The 23,861-nt window shown below is 41.4% G+C and carries 18 protein-coding genes and 1 riboswitch; of the genes, 9 read left to right on the top strand and 9 right to left on the bottom strand.

What is annotated here, in order from left to right:
• Positions 1–44: 44 nt before the first annotated feature.
• Positions 45–2,870 (bottom strand): diguanylate cyclase domain-containing protein, encoded by a 2,826-nt coding sequence (locus AAEY99_RS18955; RefSeq protein WP_351011579.1) that lies wholly within the window; start codon positions 2,868–2,870, stop codon positions 45–47.
• A 395-nt stretch (positions 2,871–3,265) separates the two neighbouring features.
• On the opposite strand from AAEY99_RS18955, the gene cmoA reads away from it, so the two are divergent.
• From cmoA to AAEY99_RS18915, 8 genes are all read left to right on the top strand, one after another.
• Complete coding sequence (cmoA, locus tag AAEY99_RS18950; protein ID WP_101087022.1) at positions 3,266–3,997, top strand: carboxy-S-adenosyl-L-methionine synthase CmoA; 732 nt, start codon at positions 3,266–3,268, stop codon at positions 3,995–3,997.
• The gene (gene cmoB / locus AAEY99_RS18945) at positions 3,994–4,986 is read left to right on the top strand and encodes a tRNA 5-methoxyuridine(34)/uridine 5-oxyacetic acid(34) synthase CmoB (RefSeq protein ID WP_351011577.1); all 993 of its coding nucleotides are present in this window, start codon (positions 3,994–3,996) and stop codon (positions 4,984–4,986) included. The genes cmoA and cmoB overlap by 4 nt, the downstream gene beginning before the upstream one ends.
• Positions 4,987–5,011: 25 nt before the next feature.
• Positions 5,012–5,782: an ATP-dependent zinc protease family protein gene (locus tag AAEY99_RS18940; protein WP_351011575.1), complete on the top strand. Its 771-nt coding sequence runs from the start codon at positions 5,012–5,014 to the stop codon at positions 5,780–5,782.
• Between the two features lie 8 nt (positions 5,783–5,790).
• The gene (locus AAEY99_RS18935; protein ID WP_101087019.1) at positions 5,791–7,299 is read left to right on the top strand and encodes an inactive transglutaminase family protein; all 1,509 of its coding nucleotides are present in this window, start codon (positions 5,791–5,793) and stop codon (positions 7,297–7,299) included.
• Positions 7,299–8,255: an alpha-L-glutamate ligase-like protein gene (locus AAEY99_RS18930; RefSeq protein ID WP_101087018.1), complete on the top strand. Its 957-nt coding sequence runs from the start codon at positions 7,299–7,301 to the stop codon at positions 8,253–8,255. The genes AAEY99_RS18935 and AAEY99_RS18930 overlap by 1 nt, the downstream gene beginning before the upstream one ends.
• Positions 8,218–10,020: a hypothetical protein gene (locus tag AAEY99_RS18925; protein WP_351011573.1), complete on the top strand. Its 1,803-nt coding sequence runs from the start codon at positions 8,218–8,220 to the stop codon at positions 10,018–10,020. Before AAEY99_RS18930 ends, AAEY99_RS18925 begins: the two co-directional genes overlap by 38 nt.
• The gene (locus AAEY99_RS18920) at positions 9,998–11,128 is read left to right on the top strand and encodes a DUF3541 domain-containing protein (RefSeq protein ID WP_351011571.1); all 1,131 of its coding nucleotides are present in this window, start codon (positions 9,998–10,000) and stop codon (positions 11,126–11,128) included. Before AAEY99_RS18925 ends, AAEY99_RS18920 begins: the two co-directional genes overlap by 23 nt.
• A gap of 107 nt (positions 11,129–11,235) precedes the next feature.
• The gene (locus AAEY99_RS18915; RefSeq protein ID WP_101087015.1) at positions 11,236–12,135 is read left to right on the top strand and encodes a LysR family transcriptional regulator; all 900 of its coding nucleotides are present in this window, start codon (positions 11,236–11,238) and stop codon (positions 12,133–12,135) included.
• Positions 12,136–12,492: 357 nt separating this feature from the next.
• Here the strand turns inward: AAEY99_RS18915 and AAEY99_RS18910 are convergent, their stop codons facing one another.
• From AAEY99_RS18910 to thiC, 8 genes are all read right to left on the bottom strand, one after another.
• Positions 12,493–13,803 carry a putative metalloprotease CJM1_0395 family protein gene (locus tag AAEY99_RS18910; protein ID WP_351011569.1) on the bottom strand — a complete coding sequence of 437 codons (1,311 nt, stop codon included), beginning with the start codon at positions 13,801–13,803 and terminating at the stop codon, positions 12,493–12,495.
• A gap of 2 nt (positions 13,804–13,805) precedes the next feature.
• Positions 13,806–14,093: a chemotaxis protein gene (locus tag AAEY99_RS18905; protein ID WP_182743759.1), complete on the bottom strand. Its 288-nt coding sequence runs from the start codon at positions 14,091–14,093 to the stop codon at positions 13,806–13,808.
• A 76-nt stretch (positions 14,094–14,169) separates the two neighbouring features.
• Positions 14,170–15,285 carry a 2-iminoacetate synthase ThiH gene (gene thiH / locus AAEY99_RS18900; protein WP_351011567.1) on the bottom strand — a complete coding sequence of 372 codons (1,116 nt, stop codon included), beginning with the start codon at positions 15,283–15,285 and terminating at the stop codon, positions 14,170–14,172.
• A gap of 1 nt (position 15,286) precedes the next feature.
• Entirely contained in the window at positions 15,287–16,096 is an 810-nt protein-coding gene (locus AAEY99_RS18895) for a thiazole synthase (RefSeq protein ID WP_351011583.1), read from the bottom strand.
• A 2-nt stretch (positions 16,097–16,098) separates the two neighbouring features.
• A complete protein-coding gene (thiS, locus tag AAEY99_RS18890; protein WP_101087010.1) occupies positions 16,099–16,326 on the bottom strand; it encodes a sulfur carrier protein ThiS in 228 nt (75 codons plus the stop codon).
• On the bottom strand, positions 16,313–17,125 hold the full coding sequence (locus AAEY99_RS18885) for a HesA/MoeB/ThiF family protein (RefSeq protein ID WP_351011565.1): 813 nt from the start codon (positions 17,123–17,125) through the stop codon (positions 16,313–16,315). The genes thiS and AAEY99_RS18885 overlap by 14 nt, the downstream gene beginning before the upstream one ends.
• Positions 17,122–18,798: a bifunctional hydroxymethylpyrimidine kinase/phosphomethylpyrimidine kinase gene (locus tag AAEY99_RS18880; protein ID WP_351011563.1), complete on the bottom strand. Its 1,677-nt coding sequence runs from the start codon at positions 18,796–18,798 to the stop codon at positions 17,122–17,124. Before AAEY99_RS18880 ends, AAEY99_RS18885 begins: the two co-directional genes overlap by 4 nt.
• Positions 18,799–18,803: 5 nt before the next feature.
• Positions 18,804–20,804, bottom strand: coding sequence for a phosphomethylpyrimidine synthase ThiC (gene thiC / locus AAEY99_RS18875; RefSeq protein ID WP_162023267.1), 2,001 nt, complete (start codon positions 20,802–20,804; stop codon positions 18,804–18,806).
• A gap of 208 nt (positions 20,805–21,012) precedes the next feature.
• Positions 21,013–21,112, bottom strand: a riboswitch (TPP riboswitch).
• 258 nt (positions 21,113–21,370) lie between these two features.
• Here thiC and AAEY99_RS18870 point away from each other — a divergent pair.
• Positions 21,371–23,518 carry a TonB-dependent receptor plug domain-containing protein gene (locus tag AAEY99_RS18870; RefSeq protein WP_350979767.1) on the top strand — a complete coding sequence of 716 codons (2,148 nt, stop codon included), beginning with the start codon at positions 21,371–21,373 and terminating at the stop codon, positions 23,516–23,518.
• Positions 23,519–23,861: the final 343 nt, after the last annotated feature.

Genomic DNA, 23,861 nt, shown 5'->3' with positions numbered 1-23,861 from the left:
GCGAATAAACTCAATCGACTGACGGAAAAACCATCAACCAAAAACTAGCTCATTTTATGTTGATGGCCACCGACTTTTTTAGCTTGATACATTAACTGATCTGATTTTTTCAATAATGAAGCAGCGGTATCGGCATCATCAGGAAAAATAGCGATACCGATGCTGGCCGAAATAGTGACATTGATATCATCGATTAGTAACGGTTTCTTTAATCCCAATAAAATATTTTCAGCCACTTGACGAGCATTTTCTTTGGCTTCGATATGATTTAATAACACCACAAACTCATCACCACCAAAACGGGCAACCGTGTCAGAATCTCGCACATGTTGGCTTAATAATAAGGCGATACGTTGTAGCAACTTATCCCCCACATGATGACCATGCCGATCGTTTATTGCTTTAAAACCATCTAAATCAATAAATAACAGTGCAAACTTCGATTTATCCCGATGATGAGTCAAAGTGGCTTGCGCTAATCTATCGTCAAGTAAACTGCGATTTGGCAATGCCGTAACATTGTCATGATTAGCCATAAATCGAAGGTTCTCTTCAGCTTTAAGACGTTTTTGAATTTCGACATTTAAACGTCGATTCGACATCAAAACCACGATGGCAATTAAGGTGATAATTAGCAAACCAATCACTAATATTTTCAACCAACGTTGGTAACGTAATGTGTCACTATTAAGATCTAGCGAAACCCATTTTTGATACATGTTCTGTTGTTCGGTTTCATCAATGGTCGCAATGACTCTATCAATCAAAGGCACTAAACCTTTGACGCCCGGAAATAAGCCTATATGGCTATGTTGCTCAGTTAACTCAGCTAATAAAGACATTTTTAAACTCGGATATTGGCCACCTTTTAACGTAGTCGCCAATGTAGCTACTTGTTCAACAAACATATCCGCACGACCCGTGATAACCGCTGCCATACCTTGCTTAGTGTCTGCAACAGGCACTAATTTTATACCTGGGTATTGTTGGCGAAGCTGATCGACAATGTGATAGCCATCAACAACAGCCAATCGTTTACCGGTAACTTGGGAGATATTAAAAATGGGAGGCTGAGTTAACGACGTGACTATCGCCCAAGGTGACGGCCAATATGCTAATGAGAATGCCAGTGTATTTTCGCGCTCAATCGTTTTAGCCATACTGGCTACTAAATGAATTTCACCTTTAACCAGGTCGCTCATCATGTTGCCAAAATCATCGTAAGCCACCGGGATAATCGTTAAATTGAGTTGGGTAACCAATAAGTTTTTGATGTCTGCATTCACCCCTAAAAACTCACCGTTTTTACCTTGAAACTCCATAGGAGCCCAATTTTTCAGGTAACCCATTTTTATGGCCCCAAGACTACTAACGTATTGTTTTTGTTGAGTTGTTAGTTTGATTTTATTGGCAGAATTAGCAAAAAAACGATCGTCTGGGTTAATTAACCATTTACGCTCAACTTGAATTTGTTCTTCGACAGAAATCAAATTAAATCCAGCTTGAATCCGATCCGCTAAGCCACTGTCATCAATGCGCGTTAAAACATACATATCTGTTGAAAATTCGATATCGGTATATTGACGAAACTCTGCCCACAACTTATTGGCTAATAAGTAATGAGACGTCATTGCTGCAGATGAAACAAAACCGCTAATTTCATTTTTACGTGCCGCTTTAACCATGCCGTCTAATGAATCATAAAAACGTAACTGCGCTTTGGGAAATGCTTTTTTAATATCACTAATATAAGGCGCGGTAGGGAAAACCCCAATCCGCATAGCCGTATTTTCAATGCTATTTAACGCTAAGTTCGAACTAAAAAAGCGACTTTTAACCGAAATAATATGCCACGCTTGCTTTAAGCCAGTGCGCATATCTTGGCTTTCAGGATAACCAATATGAACATCTGCAACACCACGTTTAACATCATCAATGGAACTGCTCATGTCACCCGCAACAAAATCAATATTGATACCGGTTTTTTCAGACCATAAAGTCCACAAATCAACTAACATTCCATGTGGCAAGCCATCAGCGCCGATATCGGCATAAGGCTCGACACCATTTTGCATGGCAATAATGACTCCCGCAGTTTGTCGATGATAGCCTAACCACCGCCGCTCTATTTGCTGAATAACCTTCGCCGGCATTAATTCAAAACCATGGTTAATTTTGTTGAGAAGCTCTAAATCCCCTTTAACCACCGCAGGGGCTAAGTTGATTTTTTTGATGAGTATGCGCGATGAGCTGTGAAAATTGGCGGCAATGTCTTGTTCAAGTGCTAAATTGCGTTGATATCCTTCAATACCGGCAAAAACAAATAACTCACCTTTAACGGCTGCTTGTAATAATTGTTCACGATTTTGATAACGCTTAAAACTAAGCTTAGGTTCTAGCGCTGATAATGTTGCTTCATGGGATGAGCCACTCACGATACCAATTTGATAGGGCACTAAATCACTAATTTGTTTTTTACTGCTGAGCGACTTATGAATGTATAAATAGGTATTGAGTGAAGTAAAGGGTTTGGCAAAATCAAACTTTTTTAACCTAGCTTGGTTTTGAGACATGCCAATGTGAACATCTGCTTTTTTCTGTTCAAGCTGATCGAGTGACTGTTGCCAATGCCGAGACACAAATTGCACTTTGGTATCAGTAATAATGGACCATTCGCGCCACAAATCGACCAAAATACCTGCAGGAGTTCCCGTTTCATCCAAATATTCAAATGGATAAGTATCTTCTCCCATCACGATAACTAAGGGAAGTTGGCGTACTGACGTATTGGCTTTATCTGAATGTATTGCCTGCGCAGGTATTGATATCCACGCAAATAATATTGCTAATATCCAAGGTATAAATTTCAAGTTTTTTCCCTAATACTTTCACTTTTTATACTTATTTATTAAATAAGCTTGTTCATTGCCATTTTGGGGTAAATTAACTACCGTTTTCCAAGCCATAAATATTTTAGCTGTTAGAAAAAAATGATTGCAATGGCTTAAAAAACAGCTTTGTTGCTACTTTGTTACAAGAAGAAATAATATCATTATTCAGTCTTGAGTCATGCTAATTTTATGAATAGAAATTAATATTCTGAAGCTTATGCACATAATACCAGCATTCATAAGCATTCAAAACCTGTCCCATTAACAACATTGTCAACTATTTGAAAAAAAACTCACAAATTATTAGCTAGATACTTGCTGCAGTTCACCATCATTAGCTAAAATACATTTCTAACTTTTCCACATTACAGCTGATGAACTCTCAACAAGATAAGATATACGCTCATGTGACCGACCAAATTACTGATTTTCAATTTGATCAACGTGTTGCTGGTGTATTTAATGACATGATCCGCCGCTCTGTTCCTGGGTACGCACAAATTATCAATACCATTGGTGATTTTGCTAATCGCTTTGTCACGCCCCAAAGCAATATATACGATCTCGGTAGTTCGTTAGGCTCAGCTACATTAAGTATTCGTCGTCAAATTGAAGGGCGCGGATGTCAAATTTATGCGGTAGACAATAGCCAGTCTATGATTGAGCGTTGTACTGAAAATCTTGCTGCGTATGTCAGCGACATTCAAGTCAATTTATTGTGTGCTGATATCAGAGATATCGACATCCAGAATGCGTCGATGGTGGTGCTCAACTTTACCCTACAATTTCTACCGACCCATGATCGCGACGCCCTAATAAAACGTATTTACGATGGTATGTTACCCGGTGGAATTTTAGTCATTTCAGAAAAATTATTCTTTGAAGATAATCAAATTCAACAGTTATTAGATGAACAGCATTTAGATTTTAAGCGTGCAAATGGGTATAGTGAGCTCGAAATAAGTCAAAAACGCAGTGCATTAGAAAACGTTATGCGTCCAGACAGCTTAAATGTCCACCAAAAACGCTTAACTGAAAACGGCTTTAGTCACTTCTCAGTCTGGTTTCAATGTTTTAACTTTGCATCTATGGTAGCCATTAAATGATCAATTTTAGCTCTTTTTATAAAGACATTGCTGATTCAAACCTACAACACTGGTTGGAAACATTACCGGCAATTTTAGGTAAATGGCAACGAGATCATAAACACGGCAATTTACCTAAATGGGAAAAAGTGCTCAATAAATTACATTATCCTCAACCGGATAAAATAGATTTTAGCAGCAGTGTAACAATTGGAACCGGGGAACAACTCAGCCCAGGACAAGTCGAAAAGCTGACTAATTTACTGGCGGTGTTTCAACCATGGCGTAAAGGTCCATTTTCCGTTCATGGTATTCAAATTGATACAGAATGGCGCAGTGATTGGAAATGGGACCGAGTTAAAAATTTTATTTCACCGTTAAAAAATCGCACAGTGTTAGATGTTGGTTGCGGTAGTGGCTATCACATGTGGCGGATGTTAGGTGATGGCGCAACTCGTGTTGTAGGGATTGACCCTTCGCCATTATTTTTATGTCAATTTGAAGCTATCAAGCGAGTTGCAGGTAATCAGCATCCGGTATATTTGCTGCCATTAGGGATAGAGGAATTACCCGCATTAGATGCCTTTGATACCGTATTCTCGATGGGCGTACTCTATCATCGTCGCTCTCCGATAGATCATTTACTACAATTACGTGACCAATTAAGAGTGGGTGGTGAATTGGTACTTGAAACACTGGTGATTGATGGCGATGAAAATGCGGTACTTGTTCCACAAGATAGATATGGCAAAATGAACAACGTTTGGTTTATACCATCAGTTGCAGCCTTAATGTTATGGTTAAAGAAATGTGAGTTTATTGATATTCGTTGTGTTGATATCGATATCACCTCACTAGCAGAACAACGCAGCACCCAGTGGATGAAAAATGAATCTCTAGTCGATTATCTCGATCCAAATGATGTGAGTTTAACCGTAGAAGGTTATCCCGCGCCTAAGAGGGCTATCATCATTGCAACAAAGAACCAACCGAATCACGATTTAGTATAAATATTACTATTCAACAGGAATTGACATGTTAAAGCAGGTAATTGCTCTATCCGTTGCAGCGGCACTATTATCGGGTTGTACAGCCACCCAAAAAACAATAACACCACCGCTGACCAATGCTGATTTGAATAGCAGTTTGCAAGTTTCGCAAACCGTCATTATTGATGCCATCAATGTACAAAATAGTCAGCAGACAAGCGACATTAGTGCGCTTTCTGACGAAATTAGAAAGTTGAAGACTCAGGTAAGCACCGCAATGAGTCAAAAACCAAAAACAATTATTGTTCAACCACCTACACCAAAGCCTGTGGCGGTCCCACAACAATGTCCTGAAGCCATTATTGGTGAGAAGTTTCTACTTGGTGAAGTCGAAAGTGTCTATATAGATGAAGTAAAATTAAAGTTTGCCACACGCATTGATACTGGTGCAGAGTCATCATCTCTAGACGCACGCAATATCGTATTATTTGAGCGAGAAGGCGTACAGTGGGTTCGCTATGATGTGATAACTAATAACACTGAACAACCTGCAAACACCTTTGAATCTAAAGTTGAACGCTTTGTTCGTATTAAACAAGATGCAGATACGGCTGATGATCGTCGTCCAGTAATCCATGCCCATTTAAAAATAGGTAAATATGCCGCCGAAACAGATTTAAACCTAACGGATCGAAGCCACCTAGATTATCCTTTATTACTAGGTCGCAAGTTTATGAAAGATATTGCCATTGTTGATGTAGGCCAAATCTACATTCATGGTAAAGCCAAAAACCAAATTACCACGTTAATTAAGTAGGATCCGTAATGCATTCTCGTAAACCGTTTTACATATTCGTTGCGTTGCTATTTATCATCGGGATCAGCACCAGCATATATCGTGGTATCGAACACAATGTGCCTTTTTTACCTGGGGACCAGGTACAAAGTTGGGCCGTTGATGCCAAAATCAGTTTTAATGGAAAGAATCAACCTGCTGAGGTCAATTTCTCATTACCTAACGATCCTGCATTTGACATCTTAGTTGAAAATGCATCATCACCAGGTTATGGCTTAAATATTTCAGAAGATACTAATAACCGTCGCGCCGTGTGGTCTATTCGTGAGGCTTCTGGCTCACAAGCATTGTATTACCGAGTCACTTTGGTACCCACAGGCAAGCTTAATATTGAAGCCGTCGAAGAACCTGCCACGCCAGAATTATATTCATGGCCTGCAACAGAGAAATCAGCAGCAGAGCAAGTCATTGAAGAAGTCTGGGCTCGCAGTGCTACTAACCTGTCGTTTGCTCAGCAGTTAATGAATTTGATTAACGATAACGATCAGAGCCAAAATATGGCGTTGTTATTATCGGCTAACACCTCAACCAATTTGTTTGTGCACATGTTGCACTCAAAAGGGGTACCTGCACGTATTGTTAACGGTTTGCAACTTGAAGATCAACGACGTCGTCAGCAGCTCACATCATACGTTCAAGTTTACAATAACGGTCAATGGGAACTTTTTGACGTTCCAAACAACAAAAAAGGCCGTGACAATACTTTAGTATTATGGGAATACACTGGCCACTCAGTACTTGATGTTATGGGAGGGACTAGCTCATTAGTTAACTTCTCAATGCTGCAAGATACTCGTTCAGCATTAGCCACCTCTATCGACATGATGATGAATGACGATGCAATGGATTTCTCTTTGTATCAGTTACCGCTTGAAGAACAAAGCACATTTAAGGGCATTCTGTTAATCCCAATTGGGGTATTAGTCGTGGTGTTCTTACGCGTCATTGTCGGCATCAAAACATCTGGTACTTTTATGCCGGTATTGATCGCTCTGGCGTTTATTCAAACGACCCTACTAACCGGCTTAATTGGCTTTTTGCTTATTGTTGCCTTTGGTTTAATGATCCGTTCCTATCTGTCGACGCTTAACTTACTGCTCATATCCCGAATATCGGCGGTAATTATTGTGGTTATTTTTATTATCGGCTTATTTACCTTAATTTCATTCAAATTAGGCTTAAGTGAAGGCTTAACGATTACCTTCTTCCCGATGATCATTCTTGCGTGGACCATTGAGCGCATGTCTATTCTGTGGGAAGAAGAAGGCCCTAAGAAAGTCTTTGTATCAGGTGGCGGTAGCTTATTTGTGGCCACATTGGCGTACTTAGCCATGGACAACCAATTAGTTCAGCATTGGGTATTCAACTTCTTAGGCATTCACTTAGTGATTTTAGCGTTGGTATTAGTGATGGGACAGTACACAGGTTACCGTTTAACTGAATTGAAACGCTTTAAACCATTAGTTGGAGAGCAATAATGAAGTACGCCTGGCCCTGGGAATTGAGCCGTAGCGGTGTACTCAACATGAACAGGCGCAATATTAGCTATATTGGTCGTTATAATCAGCGTAAGTTTTATAAACGCGTTGATGACAAACTAATTACTAAGCAACTTGCGCTTGCTAATGGCATAGCCGTTCCCGATTTAATTGGGGTTGTTCATGAACAACATAAAATCCAAGAAATTCCAGCTATGGTCCTCGACCGTAGCGGTTTTGTGATAAAGCCAGCAAAAGGTTCTGGCGGTAAAGGCATTATGGTGATCACCAGAGTGAGTAATGGCTGTTATTACAAGCCCAATGGCCACGAAGTGACTCATAGCGAAATTTATCGCCATGTATCTAATATTTTAAGTGGTTTATTCTCTCTCGGCGGTAAGCCTGATGTCGCAATTGTTGAAGGGTTAATTGAATTTGACCCAGTCTTTGAAGGCTTAAGTTATGAGGGTGTCCCAGACATCCGCTTAATTGTGTTTAAAGGCTTTCCTGTGATGGGAATGTTACGTTTATCAACTGCAGCATCAGATGGTAAAGCTAACTTACACCAAGGCGCTGTAGGTGTTGGCTTAGATATCGCTACCGGACACAGTTTGCATGCTGTGCAATTTGACTTACCCGTTGATAAGCATCCTGATACTCACTTTCCACTGTCGAACATCAAAGTTCCTCATTGGGAAACCTTACTCCACACAGCATCAAGTGCCTATGAAATGTGTGAGCTCGGGTATTTAGGTACTGACATGGTGTTAGATAAAAACAAAGGCCCACTGTTACTTGAATTGAATGCCCGTCCTGGTCTAACCATTCAAATTGCCAATGGTAGAGGGATTTTACCTCGACTTAAGCATGTAGAAGCGATGAAAAGCTCAACAATGTCAGTTGAGGAACGCGTGGCTTATGCTAAAAAGCATTTTTGTAGCAACCCTATTTTTTAATCTTTTAGCCACAGCAAGCGCTGTGGCTAATCCCTTAGCACTGTTCGTCGAACAGTGCTTACAATATCAACCTGATTTAGGACAAGACAAGCTTGTTTCTTTTCAGTCTGTTGAACAACAAGCTGTTGAATTTGAAAAGCGCACAATTGCGTTAAATAATATCAACGACAGAATTCAATATTACCGCCCTTTCGCCAACGACAGCCTAAATAGGCAAGGCTTATTATGGTGCCAATTACACCTTGCCGATGAACTTTATGCGTTAGCTACAGCAGCCAATACCCAACGCTTAATTGATCAGTTGTTACAGCTTCGACCGCCTTATGATCAATTAGGACAACGCTTAGTCGCCATAAGACAATCACAGTGGGAGCTAATCGAAAAGTCAAAACTGCACAGCGCCCAGGCAAGCAATAATCAAGCATTGTCTCAACGACTCTTCAGCATGCAATTTAATCAGCAAGACTGTGTAATATCCAATGAATTTAGTTCAGAGAGCAGCAATACTAATATTGATATTCGTATTGCTAAATATTTAATTACACAACCCAATGAACACTGTAGAAAACAGGTTTGGCTTGCCTATCAAATTCGCGCAAAAGACAAACAAGCTCCAGCGCTTGCATTGATCCATCAATTACAACTGCAGCACGCAATTCTTCAAGACTATGATAATACCGCACAGGCACAACTCTCATCTCATGGGCTAACCCCGCCGTTGTTAGAGCAATTCTTAGCCAGCCAAACAAGTAATCTTGGTATCGCGCCATGGAATATTGCCCATGCCCTTAGTCGGGTAAGTAATTCATCGGCTATAAAATCGATTACTACGGATGCATTTTTACAGCAAATATTCGAAAGCCTTAAAGCTTTAGATCTCAAGTTTGAACTGATCGCAATAGACGATGATAAAATAGACGATCCTAAAATAAATAAAACGACATCGCTTGCAGACAGTCAACATAGCAGCTTAAGTGAGGCACACCTCATACGCGTTTGGCACCAACAGCGATTACTGGGTGAAATTTTCACCTACCCACAAGATAAGCAGCACAATCCATTAAATATAGATGGTCAATTGATAAAACAAACTGTTGTCGGTCATCAATTTGGCCAATATTCGCTAAGTTTTCCATCGCAATTAATCCATGTGAAACAACAACAAAAATTAATTAACAGATTAAGCCAAGCAATAGTATCCTTGGCTCAAGGTGGGCAGTTTTATTTTATTACCAATAGAACACAAAACACTGATGCCCATGCGATTGCAACACAGTGGTTAGCACACTACATTACACAACAGCTGAACTTATCCCAATTGCCTAAAAGACACCAATTAGCAGCACAATATCAACAGCAATTATGGGTATTTAGGACAAAGGTTTCACTGGCTTTTTATCAATATAAAGGTAATTTCAAAGGTACACAGCAGGATATTTGGTTAAGTCATAATCAACCACTATCAGTGGCTTTTGAGCAAAGCTTTGGCCTACCATGGCCAAATGCAACGGACGCAATATATAGTTATCAAGCTATTGCTAATGAAGGAATTAATCATTACCTTCCTTTATGGCAAACCGCATTGACTCAATTAATCATTGCTGACACACCGGCCAATATATCGACTCGCGCGATATTTAATTTATTGGTTGTAAACGAAACACATTTAACTTTAGACGATCAACTTGAGCAGCTTATTGGCCCACCAATAGACCCACATTCACTTATCAGGAGATTTAAACATGCTGGAACTACGCAAGAGTAAAACACTCTCGTACTTACTATTATCAGCTACGTTGTTTAGTAGTGTGGCGTTCGCAAAAGAGTCCGTTGAAAAAACACCACATAAGTTAACGGCTGACCAAGTTTATCAAGGCATTAAAACCAATTTAGAAACCAATCTTTATTCATTACCGCCTCGTGTACAAGGCCATTATGCTATACGTCAATTCCGTATGACTGGGGAAGCAAAATACGCTAACGGTTCATTAATCGATTTGCTCACCATTGCAGAACGCCAAGCATACTATTCTTGTAATCTGGATAAACCCGGTTTTATTAAAAGTGAATCAAAAATTGAAGCGGATAAATTAGGCTCTGGCCCACGGGCTACCGCCCGTAAGGAAGCCATCGCTCCTTACCCTAACTTTATGTTATATACCGATGTGCTATTGCGCTATGCCAGTCGAGTCGATGAGTTTGGCTTTACCGGACCTTGTCATGATTTAATGATAAAAACCCTGAAAAGTGCTAATTTAGAACACGCTTTCACTGATCCAAAAATGATCAAAGCTTGGGCCGCGCAGTTAATCAACTATGTATATTGGGCCAAGCAAATCGGTGTTGGCGACTATTACCAAGCTTACAAACAAGCCTTCATTAAAACCTATCCAGATAGTAATGATGATAAGCTCAAAAAAGGCCAATATAAAAACAAAGTTTATGGTATGACTCACTTTATTTTTTCAGCTAGCGAGTATTATCAACATCCAGTCGATCCAAAAGAGTATCAGTGGATTTTAGATTACTTTGAAAACAATATTGATCGCATTTTAACCGATACTACTGAAGATATTATTACTGAAGTGGGTATTAGTTTCTTAATTACTGGTAACGGCGATAACCCAGTTGTAGAGAAAGTGAAAAAGCATGTGATTGCGGCTTACGATCCTAAAACGATGATGATCCCCTCACCACATGGCAAAGTTGAATTATCTTCTGGTGAACACAGAAACGTATTAGCAATGATGTTATTAGATTGGCCTGAAACGTTACATAAAGGACCATATTTAAATAATATTTCTAGTACCAAGAAATACTTACCAAAACTTGTTAAGCCTAAAGCGTCTATGAACGATGCTAAATCACACTAAATATTAGCAGTGATACGTTTGAGGCAAATGCAGTGCATTTGCCTTTTTTATTTCAAACAAAGCTATGATTTTCCGTCATTTTTACTCAACAATAAAGAGAACACTTAATGAGCCGAGCTAAATCAACCTTAGAACAATGGCGAATTGTCCAAGCTGTCGTTGATTTTGGAGGCTATGCTCAGGCTGCAGAAAAGCTCAACAAGAGCCAATCGTCACTAAACCATGCGGTGGCCAAGTTGCAGCATCAACTGGGGATTAACTTACTCGAAGTAAAAGGCCGCAAAGCCTATTTAACCGAGCAAGGAGAAGTGTTATTACGTCGTTCTCGTCATTTAACTCAATCGGTTGAAGAGCTAGAACAATTAGCCTCAAATTTAGGACAAGGTTGGGAACCTAACCTTACCATTGCCAGAGAAATCATTTATCCGATGGACACTCTAGTGGCAGCTCTAGACGAATTTTTACCTCAAAGTCGTGGTACAAGGGTAACGATTATCGACTCGGTGATCACTGGTACTCATGAACTTGTGCTTAATAATGAAGTCGACATTGCTATTTGCGCTACACCACCCAAAGGCCATATTGCAGAGCCATTATGTGAATTAAATTTTGAACTTGTGTGTCATCCAGACCATCCGCTTGCGCAATTAGAACGCATTGATGATGACAAGCAGTTAGCCCAGCATTTACAAATTGTGATTAAAGATACGGGAATAAATGCAACCAATGATATTGGTTGGCTTAAAGCGGAACAACGTTGGACGGTATCAAACTTTCATGAGGCAAAATCGATTTTAGCTCGTAACATTGGCTTTTGTTGGATCCCGAACTTTGTTGTGCAGCAAGAATTGCAAAATAAACAACTCATCCGTCTTCATTTGCGTGGAGGTAATAATCGAAAAGCAATATTGAATCTGGTTGTCCCTAATCGCGATCAGCAAGGCCCTGCTTGTAAGTTATTAGAAAGCTTAATTTTAAAACAGCATAACTTACCTTTTAATGGCTGATTATCAGTATAAAAAAATTTACTTAGATTTGGTGTTGTAGATATTTAATCAATATGGCGACTTATTCAAGTCAGCTTCTACATAACACATGATTTTTGTCATGCTCGTGAATCCTTATCTTGCACAAATCGCTGAAAATCATTGTTCCCTGCACTTTCAATTAAACATCTTAGCATCCATATAAATTAGCTCATTTGGCAAAATATACATAGGGCATTATGATTTGGCTTGCGATACTAGGATGCGTTCAGCCAAGTTCTGATTAAGTCGTTAATATCGAGTTCAGATAATTTACCATCGCTAAATTATCGAATTTAGTTGGTGTTGAATGCATACTGCAGAGACATCGAAAAAAAACTACACGTAGATTTCGATGGATTGATGCTGTTGTGAATAACGTTCTGGGGAAGGTAGAGACTGACTAGTTGAATCGTCAACGGCTGCAGTGTCGTTTGCCATAGTAGAATGACGCTGTTCTGCTGATAATGAACGATTTGGAGACAATAAACTCATGTTTGAATCATCAGCATTAAGAGGATCATTGGTTAAAGTTTGACTGTTTTGAGATATGGAAGTATTCGTTGTTGTTGATGACAAAGCATCTGAATTACTTGTTATTAACTCTTTCTTTGCTTCATTCATGTTTTGTAATGCTTGCGCCGCCACACGAATATCAGCCATTGACGGCTGTACTGGCGCCATCGCAGCGGCATACACTTTCTGCATTTTACTTAACGTTGCTTGCGCATCACCATCAACAGTAGACACATCGATATTGACCTCACCATCCACCGCATAGCGACGTCCATCGGGGCCTTTTTCATATTGATAACTCGGGCTTTGTGCCAAACTGCCTCCCACTGCTGCGTGGGCTTGTTCGTGGGTTTTAACTTCGGTATCTCGTTGTGCCAGTTGATCAATTTGTTTAATTTCAGCTTGTTCAATTTGTTGTTGTTTGTCTTTTACCTGTTGCTCAACTTGTTGAGCTGCTGTTTCAGCTTGACGGTTTGATGTTTGAGATTCTGCATTGACTGACGGATCATCCACTGTTGAATTTTGGTCCGTACTATTTATTGCTGCAGCTGAAGTATCAGATGGCTGAGTAAACATATTAACTACTGGCTGTTGAGCATTAACGGCTCCACCATGACTCGTTGCGGCTGGTGTATCGGTACTCACAAATGTCCCAGCAACGGTATCAGTTGCCTGGATTGGAGTAGGTGAACGATTTAATACTCCAGTAAGATTAAGTGGACCACTTTTTAAGCTGTAACTATTGAATGTATCAGCAACTATAATTTTTTGAGACTTGGTTTCATTGCTCGCAGTTAAGCTAGATGTAGAGTTATGCTGAGTATCTGTGCTTATAGTGGGTTTAAGGTCTATCGGTACCTTAAACGCCGCTGTTGATGAGACCGTAGTTTGAAATGAACTGGATTTGAGCGAGCTGTTTTTAACTGAACCTGACTGGATATTTCCAGATTGAATGTCTACAGCAATAGTGGGGGCAGATCGAGGGTTACTGACTTGAATGCTATTTGTTGTTTGAGCACTATTGATTGCTTGTGTATGTGGTTGAGCTTGCGGCGTGGACAATGAATTGCGGTGGTTAAGTTGGGCAGTATTATTAACTGACCCAGTGTTTGCAGAAACCATCGCCGCATTCATGATTACACTTCAATATCAATCAAACTGCCAACAGTCTCAGAAGCTACTTCAATCACTTTAGCAGATGCTTGAGCTTGGTTGGATGATTCAGTCGCAGACACTAAAGCTGATGTGGTGTCAGTTTGCCCAACAGCACGAGAACTTAAGGTCACAGTATCTTGGCTTGGTGAATTAGACACAGCCGGTTTTTGTTGATCTGGCATCGCAACAGATGTTGTTGCTTGCGCTAAACCTTGTTGAGCACTTTGCAATCCCTGCATACCTGACGCATAGGCTGATTGAACTTGCATAATACTGCTCCTGATTTTAAAAAAGTCGATTTATTATGGCCTAAACCGACTAATATGTACAGTTTTCAAACAAAAGTTAGCCGTTAACCCAACCCATCTCCCAATCTTTCCATACTGGATTCATCCCTCGTAATTTAATTTGTGAAATAACCTGTTCAACAGAGCGGTTATCACTGATTTCAAATTGATCAAGTTGGCTGTCTGGCGACATATAACCACCTGGTTGAGTAGAGCTTCCAGCACTCATGTGGGTAATGCCTAAAGGGAGTAAATTATCCCTCAACGACGGCAACTCACGAGTTGATAAACTGATTTCAAGTTGAGGATTGAACAACCTAAATGCACAGATCATTTGCACTAATCCTGCATCCGTCAATTCAACTTTCGGTGTAATGCCGCCAGTGCATGGACGTAAACGAGGTAATGAAATACTGTAGCGACTACGCCAATAGGTTTTCTCTAAGTAATCTAGATGAAAGCCCATCAGTAATGCATCTAAGCGCCAATCATCTAACCCAAGTAATACTCCTAGGCCAATTTTATCGATTCCGGCTTGAGCCACTCTGTCTGGGGTATCTAAACGATAGATAAAATCTTGTTTTTTACCGCGTGTATGATGTTGAGCGTAAGTATGTGGACGATAGGTTTCTTGATATACCATAACGGCATCAACGCCAAATTTCCCAAGACGCTGATACTGTTCAGTTTCCAATGGCTGAACTTCCATTGCTACATAATTAAAAGCCGTGTTAACGAGTGGTAACACCGACTCAAAATACCCCATTCCAACTTTAGTTTCATGCTCACCAGACACTAATAATATCGAATCAAAGCCTCGTTGTTTAATAATCGCCATTTCGGCTTCGAGTTCATCTCTGTTAAGGGTTTTACGCTTGACCTTATTACTCATACTAAAGCCACAATAATCGCACTCGTTGGCGCATAAGTTTGATAAATATAAGGGTAAGAAAAGACCAATATTGGCACCAAATCGCTGCCGAGTCAGCTTAGCAGCTTGTTGGGCCATTGGCTCAATGTATGGCATTGCGGCAGGAGATAATAATGCCAACAAGCTATCAAGATTACCGCTTGGATTTTTCAAAGCCCGCTCAACGTCTTTGGCGGTAGTAGAATACAGCTTCATCGATAACGCATCGGGGGCTAATTGCGAAAATACACTTGAATACGTCATGCTATCCCCCCTTACCATTCACTGACTTTGCAAGCGAATTGATTGATGGTTCTGACAAGAATCCGGTCAAAGGACTGGTCGCGTTAGCATGGTTGTTCACTGCCCCTAATCCAGCAAGATATGCTTGTCTTCCTGTTGCAACTGCATCAGCAAAACATTTAGCCATTTGTTGGGGATTGGCACTACTTGCAATCGCGGTATTTACCAATACTGCTGCTGCGCCCATTTCCATAGCTCTACAAGCTTGTGAAGGTGCGCCAATGCCGGCATCTACTATTACCGGAATATTAGCCTGTTCGATAATAATGCTTAAGAATATTTCCGTCGCTAAGCCTTGATTGCTGCCTATTGGGCTGCCGAGTGGCATAACCGCAGCGCAACCAACTTCTTCTAAGCGACGACACAATACTGGATCGGCATGCACATAAGGCATAACAATATAGCCTTGTTCGCATAAATATTGAGCCGCAATCAATGTTTCAATTGGATCGGGCATGAGGTATTTGGGATCGGGATGAATTTCAAGTTTAATCCATTTAGTGCCCAACATTTCATAAGCGAGTTCAGCAGCAAAAATGGCTTCTTTGGCATTACGCGCACCAGCGGTATTGGGTAATAATTTAACCCCCATACTTTGCAAAGGACCGAGTAAATTGTCATGGCCGCGAGTCAAATCAATCCGCTTCATCGCTAAGGTGACTAACTGCGACCCAGAACTTGCTATCGCTTGTAACATTGTATTGTGATCTGAAAATTTTCCTGTTCCGGTGAGTAACCGAGACGAAAATTGATGATCGGCTATCGTTAACATCATTAACCTCCAGCAACGGCAGAAAAGACGGTGATATTGTCATCGGCTTGACACACTATATGCATCCAACGACTTCGAGGCACAACAGTATCGTTGACCACGATAGCCACTCCTTGAGTGGGTAAATCGCTGAGTATAAGTAGTTCAGCCAAATTCAAATTGGCCCGAACATGTTGCTCGACACCATTAAGGTGCAGGGTTATTAGCTCGAGGGGATCAGTTTGTGACATTAGACCGCTCCTGATGATCAGTTAATGGATATTGATGACATACTTCACATTGTGGGTCTTGACTCATTTGGGCATGCTGCCAGCGTAAATCCTTACCATTAAATCGATGTAGAACACCGTATTGGGTAAAGGTATTGCAGATGTGCTGAAGGCCCACCAGCGCTTGCATACTGGCGATAATACCCACAGCAGGCCCTAGCACTCCAGTTTGAGTACAATTTTGCATAATGGGGGTATCAAGTGGATATAAACAACAATAGCAACCGCTGTATGAATGCGAATGTGTGTGGGAAAAATCGATACAAAATAATTGCCCCTGATATGCACTGATAGCACCACTAACCAAGGTTAACTGATGCTGTACACACATTTGGTTTATCAGTTGCCTCGCACTCACATTATCAGTGCAATCAAACACCACAGGTTTTACGGTAAATCGTTTAACAAGCTGATTAAAATGCGCTGATGTAACTCGTTGTGCTAGCACATCGATGGTGATTTCAGGGTAAGCGCTACTAAGCACATTTTTTGCAATGCTGACTTTGGCTTTGCCAATATCAGCGGCCCTGAACAGGAGTTGCCTTGGTAGATTGGATAGTTCAACCACATCATGATCAATTAACAGTATTTTCTGAACACCCGCGGCAGCTAGATAATGCGCCACTAAATGCCCTAAGCCTCCAACACCAATGATCACTACAGCGCTATTCATAATGGCAAGCTGCCCTGCTTCTCCCATGTCGCTCAGTAACATGGTGCGCGAATACTGAATATAATCTCGATCAGATAAAGTACTCATACGCCCTCCTGAGATAAATTAGCTTTAGGTAAAGGTCGGGTAAGCTGCAACCATTTATGATGCAACGTTCGATAAGCCTTCGCCGGATCGTCAGCAGTAGTCACCGCTCTTACAACGGCAGCATCACCAACGCCTGTAGCAGCAATAAACGCCAAATTACTGAGATCTATCCCGCCAATAGCAACGGTAGGATAATGGCGCGCAAATAAACTGGCATAACGTTTAAGTTTACTGAGCCCTTGAGGCGCGGAAGGCATTTGCTTGGTCGTGGTAGCAAAAATATGCCCAAGAGCAATATATGAAGGCGAACATTGGTGGGCTAATAAGGCTTCAAAATAACTGTGACTCGATAACCCTAACGCCATTCCTGTTGCCGCTATCGCGCTTAAATCTGCAGTTGCCATATCTTCTTGGCCTAAATGAACCCCAAACGCACCGTGTTTAATCGCCAGTGGCCAATGATCATTAATAAACAACTGAGCATGATATTCGCGACCGAGTTTGATGGCCTCAATGATATTGGCTTCGAGTGTTAATCCTTGTAATACATGGCTGTCATCAGTATCGATATTAATAGCTAACTTGGCACGATATTGAACCGTCTTACAGCCCGCTTTTAACAATTTTTTAAGCATATCGATATCAGCTACAACAGGATAAATCCCCAAGGATTGATGCAGCGATTTAAAACCATTCGGTGCAGCTTGCTTGCACGAATCATCAGCGAGATGCTCAGAAGATACCAACTTGATTGATGGCATCATTCCTAAATCATCAGGCCAACCAGTACGGGCTAAGACACCAGGTCCTTGACCAAGGCTTACGCCTAAAGTGAGTCCCTTATTGACGTAGGCTTTTGCCAGCACAATAGCATCATGAATAACGAACTCATGGGCAATAAAACACGCTATTGCAGATGATAATGTGCAACCACTGCCATGATTATTGGTGGTTGCTATCCGCTGGCTACTTAGCATAAACACCGCATTACTGTGTGTAATACTGGCACCTTTAACGTTTTTACTCACATATACATCTATTGCATATTGTTGCTGCCACTGAGCATCACCGCCTTTAGCGAGCACATTGCATTTAAATGTATCGGATAACAATTTGGCATCGCAGATCATTTGCTGTTGCTGAGCAACCTTGTTATCGACATCACAATATTGCGCTAACGCATACTGAGAACATAAACGTTTCAATTCGTGCTGATTAGGCGTTAGTAAATCAATTAAGCCAATGAGAGGACTAAAATCGAGATCGATAGGATTAAAGTGCGCACCACTACTGGCGACCATGACAGGATCAAGCACCACAAAAGGTACCATCATCTGAGTAGCACGCATTTGAGCTAAACAGCCAGCTAATATGTCCACCTGTGCTTGGGATGCCAACAGGCCAATTTTAATCGCCACTGGCGGCAAATCCACGAGTAAACTGTTGAACTGAGCCAACAACATGGATTCAGAAACGGTTTCAACAAGACTCACACTAACTGAGTTTTGTGCGGTTAATGTGGTTATTACGCTACACCCGTGACACGACAAGTCTTGCAAAGTTAATAAATCAGCTTGAATCCCTGCACCACCACCACTGTCAGAACCCGCTATGGTCCAGACAATGGGTGGGGTTTGCGTTATGGATTCACTGACAAATGTCGATGAATTCATGGCGATTATTCCACCTCAACCGTTAAGTCAGTATCAACTTGTGCGACAGATTTGACGTCATGATAAAGCGCCGATCCCGACGCTTTGAACTCTGCCGACTTTTGTGCCATCGCTTCCGCCGGATTTATGGCTTGAGCCGTATGTTGAGCTTGATAAGCACTAGCGGAAGATACTTCAATCTTAAGTGCTTCAGCTTGTTCAAGATTCGCGGCATATTCACGCACTTCGTGGGTTATTTTCATCGAACAGAATTTAGGTCCACACATTGAACAAAAGTGAGCCACTTTTGCCGATTCTTGTGGTAACGATTCGTCGTGGTAAGCACGAGCGGTATCAGGATCAAGACCTAGGTTATATTGATCTTCCCAACGGAATTCAAAGCGGGCTTTTGATAACGCATTATCACGTACTTGCGCACCTGGATGACCTTTAGCGACATCAGCAGCATGAGCTGCAATCTTGTAGGCAATTAAGCCTTGTTTTACATCTTCTTTATTTGGCAAACCTAAGTGTTCTTTGGGGGTGACGTAACACAACATCGCCACGCCGTACCAAGCCATCATGGCAGCGCCGATACCAGAGGTGAAGTGATCATAGCCCGGCGCAATATCGGTTGTTTGTGGGCCTAAGGTATAAAATGGTGCTTCGTCACAAAGGGCCAATTGCTTTTCCATATTGACTTTAATCAATTGCATTGGCACATGACCAGGGCCTTCAATGATGGTTTGCACATCATATTCCCATGCAATTTTGACCAATTCACCTAAGGTTTCTAATTCCGCAAATTGCGCTTCATCATTGGCATCGGCAATTGAACCGGGGCGCATACCATCGCCTAACGACAATGACACATCGTATTGGGCGCAAATCTGGCAAATATCACGAAAATGTTCATATAAGAAACTTTCTTGATGGTGGCTTAAACACCACTTAGCCATAATTGAACCGCCACGTGACACAATGCCGGTAAGGCGTTTAGCGGTCATGGGTACATAACGCAATAACACCCCAGCATGAATCGTAAAATAATCTACGCCCTGCTCGGCTTGTTCAATCAATGTATCTCTAAATACTGCCCAACTGAGGTCTTCGGCAACGCCATTAACCTTTTCTAATGCTTGATAAATCGGCACGGTACCAATTGGCACTGGCGAATTACGGATAAGCCACTCACGCGTTTCATGAATATAACGCCCGGTCGACAAGTCCATGACCGTATCTGCACCCCAACGGGTTGACCACACCAGTTTTTCAACTTCTTCTTCAATCGAAGATGTCACCGCTGAATTACCAATATTGGCATTCACCTTCACCAAAAAATTACGCCCAATAATCATAGGTTCGGTTTCAGGATGGTTAATATTCAACGGAATAATCGCTCGACCTCGAGCGACTTCATCACGGACAAACTCAGGTGTGATCAGCTGACCAATATGCGCACCAAAAGCCTCTCCAGGCGCTTTTTGGGTTAATACGGTGTCGGTTACTTCAGCACGAGCCATGTTTTCACGAATGGCAATGTATTCCATTTCAGGGGTAATAATACCTTGGCGTGCATAATACATTTGGGTCACGCATTTGCCCGACTTGGCACGTTTAGGCGCGACAAGGGCATCAAAGCGTAAATGATCGAGTCCATCATCGGCTAGTCGCTGTTGGGTAAAGCCTGAACTTGCACCGGTTAATTGCTCAGTATCTTGGCGCTCATCAATCCATGCTTGTCGGATTTTAGGTAAGCCTTCACGCACATTAATATCGGCAAGGGGATCAGAATAAGCACCCGCGCAGTCGTAGACCATAATAGGCGGATTGGCTTGTTTAATGGGTTTTGCATCGGTGCCGCCAATCACGGTTTCAGTTTGATTAACCTGACGCATAGCGACGTTGATATCAGCTCGACTACCCGTTAAATAGACTTTTTCAGAATTAGGATGTTGTAACGGTTTAAGGGTATCAATAAATTGTTGAGCGTTAGCTCGAGTTTGACGACGGTTTGGATTTGACATTAGCAACCTCAATATTAAGAGTAGAGTTGCTTGTCTGGAGAGGTGTTGATAGCAGCAGTAAACAATAAAAAATACTATTGCTTACGTCAATAATCACATAGAAAAATACTAAAGTAATAACGTAACTGGATATATAAACCGATAAAAAACTCGGAGGTAAACGTCCATTTACGGTCTTGTTAATACGTTATTTATCTTCCCAACTATCATGATTATTACGCTTGTTTCCTTCGCAGGTTCTAGCCTGATCAGGTTCAACGGATCCCGAATAAACGGTCTCAGCCATAATGGCACTCCGACAAGATGTCACGCAGTATAAGCAAGTTTTTCGCTAAATAACAAGCACTAAAATAATCATTTCATACAAAAGTTATCAATCCACATGTCAGAAACTGATGCAGTGTCATTGATATCTCCATGATTCATTCATCACCACAGACAGCTATTCATCAAGGTGCGACACTATGTCGCATTCATCATATTTATTAGCAGGTTATAATTTCAAAAAACTGATAAAAACCTTTGAAATATATTCATCAAAGGTTGATAAAATAATAACAAAGGTGATGACGTTGGTAAAAAAAGCAATCCAAACCATTAAATCAAATACAAATTACCCATGGGTTTACTCATCAATTTCATTGGCTGTAATGTTTGCTATTACACCTCAAGTAATGGCTGAGCAGTACGATAAGCAAAATAGTGAAGGCATTGAGCGGGTTGAAGTACATGGACAAAACACGACTAACAAAGACTTACTCGGCTCAGCCCAAAGCTTACTTGAAAAGCAAGGAGTAGACTTTTCTGAAGCAGGTGGCGTATCGGCATTACCGATTTTAAATGGCATGATGGGCGATCGCATTAAGGTGCTCATTGATGGCAGTGATATTACCTCATCATGTGCAAACCAGATGAACCCGCCACTTTCTTATGTGTCAGCCAATCACATTAGTTCGACCCAAGTGGTTGCTGGAGTCTCTCCGGTGAGCGCCGGTGGCGATAACATTGCTGGCGTAATTAACGTCAATAGCTTAACCCCTGTATTTACCGAGAGTGACAATGTGACATGGCAAAGTGGTAACATATCTAGTGGTTACCGAAGTACCAATGACGCCATTCTCGCAGGTGTAAATGCCACTGTTGCAAATAAAACATTAAGCTTTAGTTACCAAGGAGCATTTGAAGACGCTAACAGCTATACCGACGGCCACGGCGATAAAGTACTAGACACCTTATACCAATCACAAAATCATGCATTAGTTGCTGCTTGGCAAGATGACAACCAACAAATTGCTGTCAAATTGACCCATCAACATATCCCCTTTCAAGGTTTCGCTAACCAGTATATGGACATGACGAATAATGACAGTTATGGCGCATTAGTGCGCTATCAACGAACGCTGGAAAATGAAGGCGAGTTCACTGCCCAAGTAAACTGGCACAATGTCGAGCATGAGATGGGTTTCTTTAGCGATGAAAAAACCGGCATGATGCCAATGGAAACTAAGGGTAAAGATTACAGTTACCAACTGCATTGGCTGCTGCCAATCAGTTCAGACAGTACATTATTAATTGGCCAAGAATATTATGTTTATCAGCTTGATGATACATGGCCAGCGATTGAAGGTTCTACCATGATGGGCCCCAATGACTACGTCAATATCAATGATGGCGAACGCCAACGTGCTGCACTTTATGGCGAGTGGCAACAAACACTTAATACTCGTTGGTGGCTGTCTGCAGGTGTTCGTTATGAATACGTATCAACCAGCACAGGTGAGGTTCAACCTTATAACACTATGAGTATGATGGGCATGACCAATGTTAATGCCATGGCCGCAGATGAATTTAATAGCCTATATCGAAAGCACAATGACAATAACATCGATGCCACCCTTCTAGCTCGCTATCAACTCAGTGATACTGAAGTGATAGAACTTGGTTTAGCCCGAAAGAACCGCGCCCCAAATTTATATGAGCGATACAGTTGGGGCCAAAGCACCATGTCGACGACTATGATTGGCTGGTACGGCGATGCAAACGGCTACATAGGTAACCCAGACCTTAGTGCAGAAACTGCACATACATTGAGTATGGCTTACAAGCGAGTACAAGATGATTTAGCATTTAGTGCAACAGCTTGGTATAGCGACATCAATAATTATATTGATGCTAATGTGGTCAGCAGCTTTAATCGCACAAGCATCGATAGTAATCGTCGTCATATTTTACAGTTTGCAAATGTGGACGTGACCTTGTTTGGTGCACGCATAGATGCTGAATATCAAATAACAGAAAACCGCAGTGGTAAATGGCTCCTTAACGCTAATATCAGTGCCACGCGCGGCGAAAGAGATGACAATGACCAAGCGCTGTATCAAATAAAACCTTTGCAAACTAAGCTAGCTTTACAACAACAGCTAGGCGATTGGCAAAATAGTCTCAGTTGGCTATGGGTTGCGAGTAAAGACCGCGTGGATGAACAGCGTTTAGAAAACACAACTGACAGTTACACACTGCTTAACTTAAGCAGCAGTATCCAATGGCAAGATGCCACAATGACTATAGCAGTGAAAAATCTGCTTGATGAGTATTATCAATTGCCACTTGGCGGTATCAGTATTGCTGAATATAAGGCTGATAACAGTAACGGTTTTCAACAAATCGCTGGTGCGGGTCGCTCACTCGAATTGAATGTCAGTTACGCGTTCTAGTTAATCAGCTATAAGTCATAAAGCATATGGCCAGTAATGTGTACCACATTATTGGCTAGGCTAAAACAGCAATTTTGCTGATGTTAAGACAGTGAACCCGCGACCTCCGGCGTGACAGGCCGGTTTCTATTGATCTGCGATGGAATAACACTAATGAGCTGACATTTGATAATCTAGCAGGTATTGCATTCTAGGCTGAATAACACATTCTGTTGATTTTTGAACAGAAAAAAGCCCCTACATTTCTGTAGAGGCTTTTTTCTTATTTGGCGGAGCGGACGGGACTCGAACCCGCGACCCCCGGCGTGACAGGCCGGTATTCTAACCAACTGAACTACCGCTC

Source organism: Shewanella sp. S1-58-MNA-CIBAN-0166 (assembly GCF_040310085.1).
Lineage (GTDB): Bacteria > Pseudomonadota > Gammaproteobacteria > Enterobacterales > Shewanellaceae > Shewanella.
The sequence above is the reverse complement of the archived record's forward strand: the minus strand, read 5'-3'. Positions and strand labels throughout refer to the sequence as shown.

What these genes read in the sequence shown, in the direction of transcription:
- AAEY99_RS18910 (WP_351011569.1), bottom strand. Translation starts at nt 13,803, where the DNA reads ATGAATGCGGCGATGGTTTCTGCAAACACTGGGTCAGTTAATAATACT.
- AAEY99_RS18930 (WP_101087018.1), top strand. Translation starts at nt 7,299, where the DNA reads ATGAAGTACGCCTGGCCCTGGGAATTGAGCCGTAGCGGTGTACTCAAC.
- thiC (WP_162023267.1), bottom strand. Translation starts at nt 20,804, where the DNA reads ATGTCAAATCCAAACCGTCGTCAAACTCGAGCTAACGCTCAACAATTT.
- thiH (WP_351011567.1), bottom strand. Translation starts at nt 15,285, where the DNA reads ATGACGTATTCAAGTGTATTTTCGCAATTAGCCCCCGATGCGTTATCG.
- cmoA (WP_101087022.1), top strand. Translation starts at nt 3,266, where the DNA reads ATGAACTCTCAACAAGATAAGATATACGCTCATGTGACCGACCAAATT.
- thiS (WP_101087010.1), bottom strand. Translation starts at nt 16,326, where the DNA reads ATGTCACAAACTGATCCCCTCGAGCTAATAACCCTGCACCTTAATGGT.
- AAEY99_RS18940 (WP_351011575.1), top strand. Translation starts at nt 5,012, where the DNA reads ATGTTAAAGCAGGTAATTGCTCTATCCGTTGCAGCGGCACTATTATCG.
- AAEY99_RS18895 (WP_351011583.1), bottom strand. Translation starts at nt 16,096, where the DNA reads ATGTTAACGATAGCCGATCATCAATTTTCGTCTCGGTTACTCACCGGA.
- AAEY99_RS18905 (WP_182743759.1), bottom strand. Translation starts at nt 14,093, where the DNA reads ATGCAAGTTCAATCAGCCTATGCGTCAGGTATGCAGGGATTGCAAAGT.
- AAEY99_RS18870 (WP_350979767.1), top strand. Translation starts at nt 21,371, where the DNA reads ATGACGTTGGTAAAAAAAGCAATCCAAACCATTAAATCAAATACAAAT.
- AAEY99_RS18915 (WP_101087015.1), top strand. Translation starts at nt 11,236, where the DNA reads ATGAGCCGAGCTAAATCAACCTTAGAACAATGGCGAATTGTCCAAGCT.
- AAEY99_RS18935 (WP_101087019.1), top strand. Translation starts at nt 5,791, where the DNA reads ATGCATTCTCGTAAACCGTTTTACATATTCGTTGCGTTGCTATTTATC.
- cmoB (WP_351011577.1), top strand. Translation starts at nt 3,994, where the DNA reads ATGATCAATTTTAGCTCTTTTTATAAAGACATTGCTGATTCAAACCTA.
- AAEY99_RS18880 (WP_351011563.1), bottom strand. Translation starts at nt 18,798, where the DNA reads ATGAATTCATCGACATTTGTCAGTGAATCCATAACGCAAACCCCACCC.
- AAEY99_RS18885 (WP_351011565.1), bottom strand. Translation starts at nt 17,125, where the DNA reads ATGAGTACTTTATCTGATCGAGATTATATTCAGTATTCGCGCACCATG.
- AAEY99_RS18925 (WP_351011573.1), top strand. Translation starts at nt 8,218, where the DNA reads ATGCTAAAAAGCATTTTTGTAGCAACCCTATTTTTTAATCTTTTAGCC.
- AAEY99_RS18920 (WP_351011571.1), top strand. Translation starts at nt 9,998, where the DNA reads ATGCTGGAACTACGCAAGAGTAAAACACTCTCGTACTTACTATTATCA.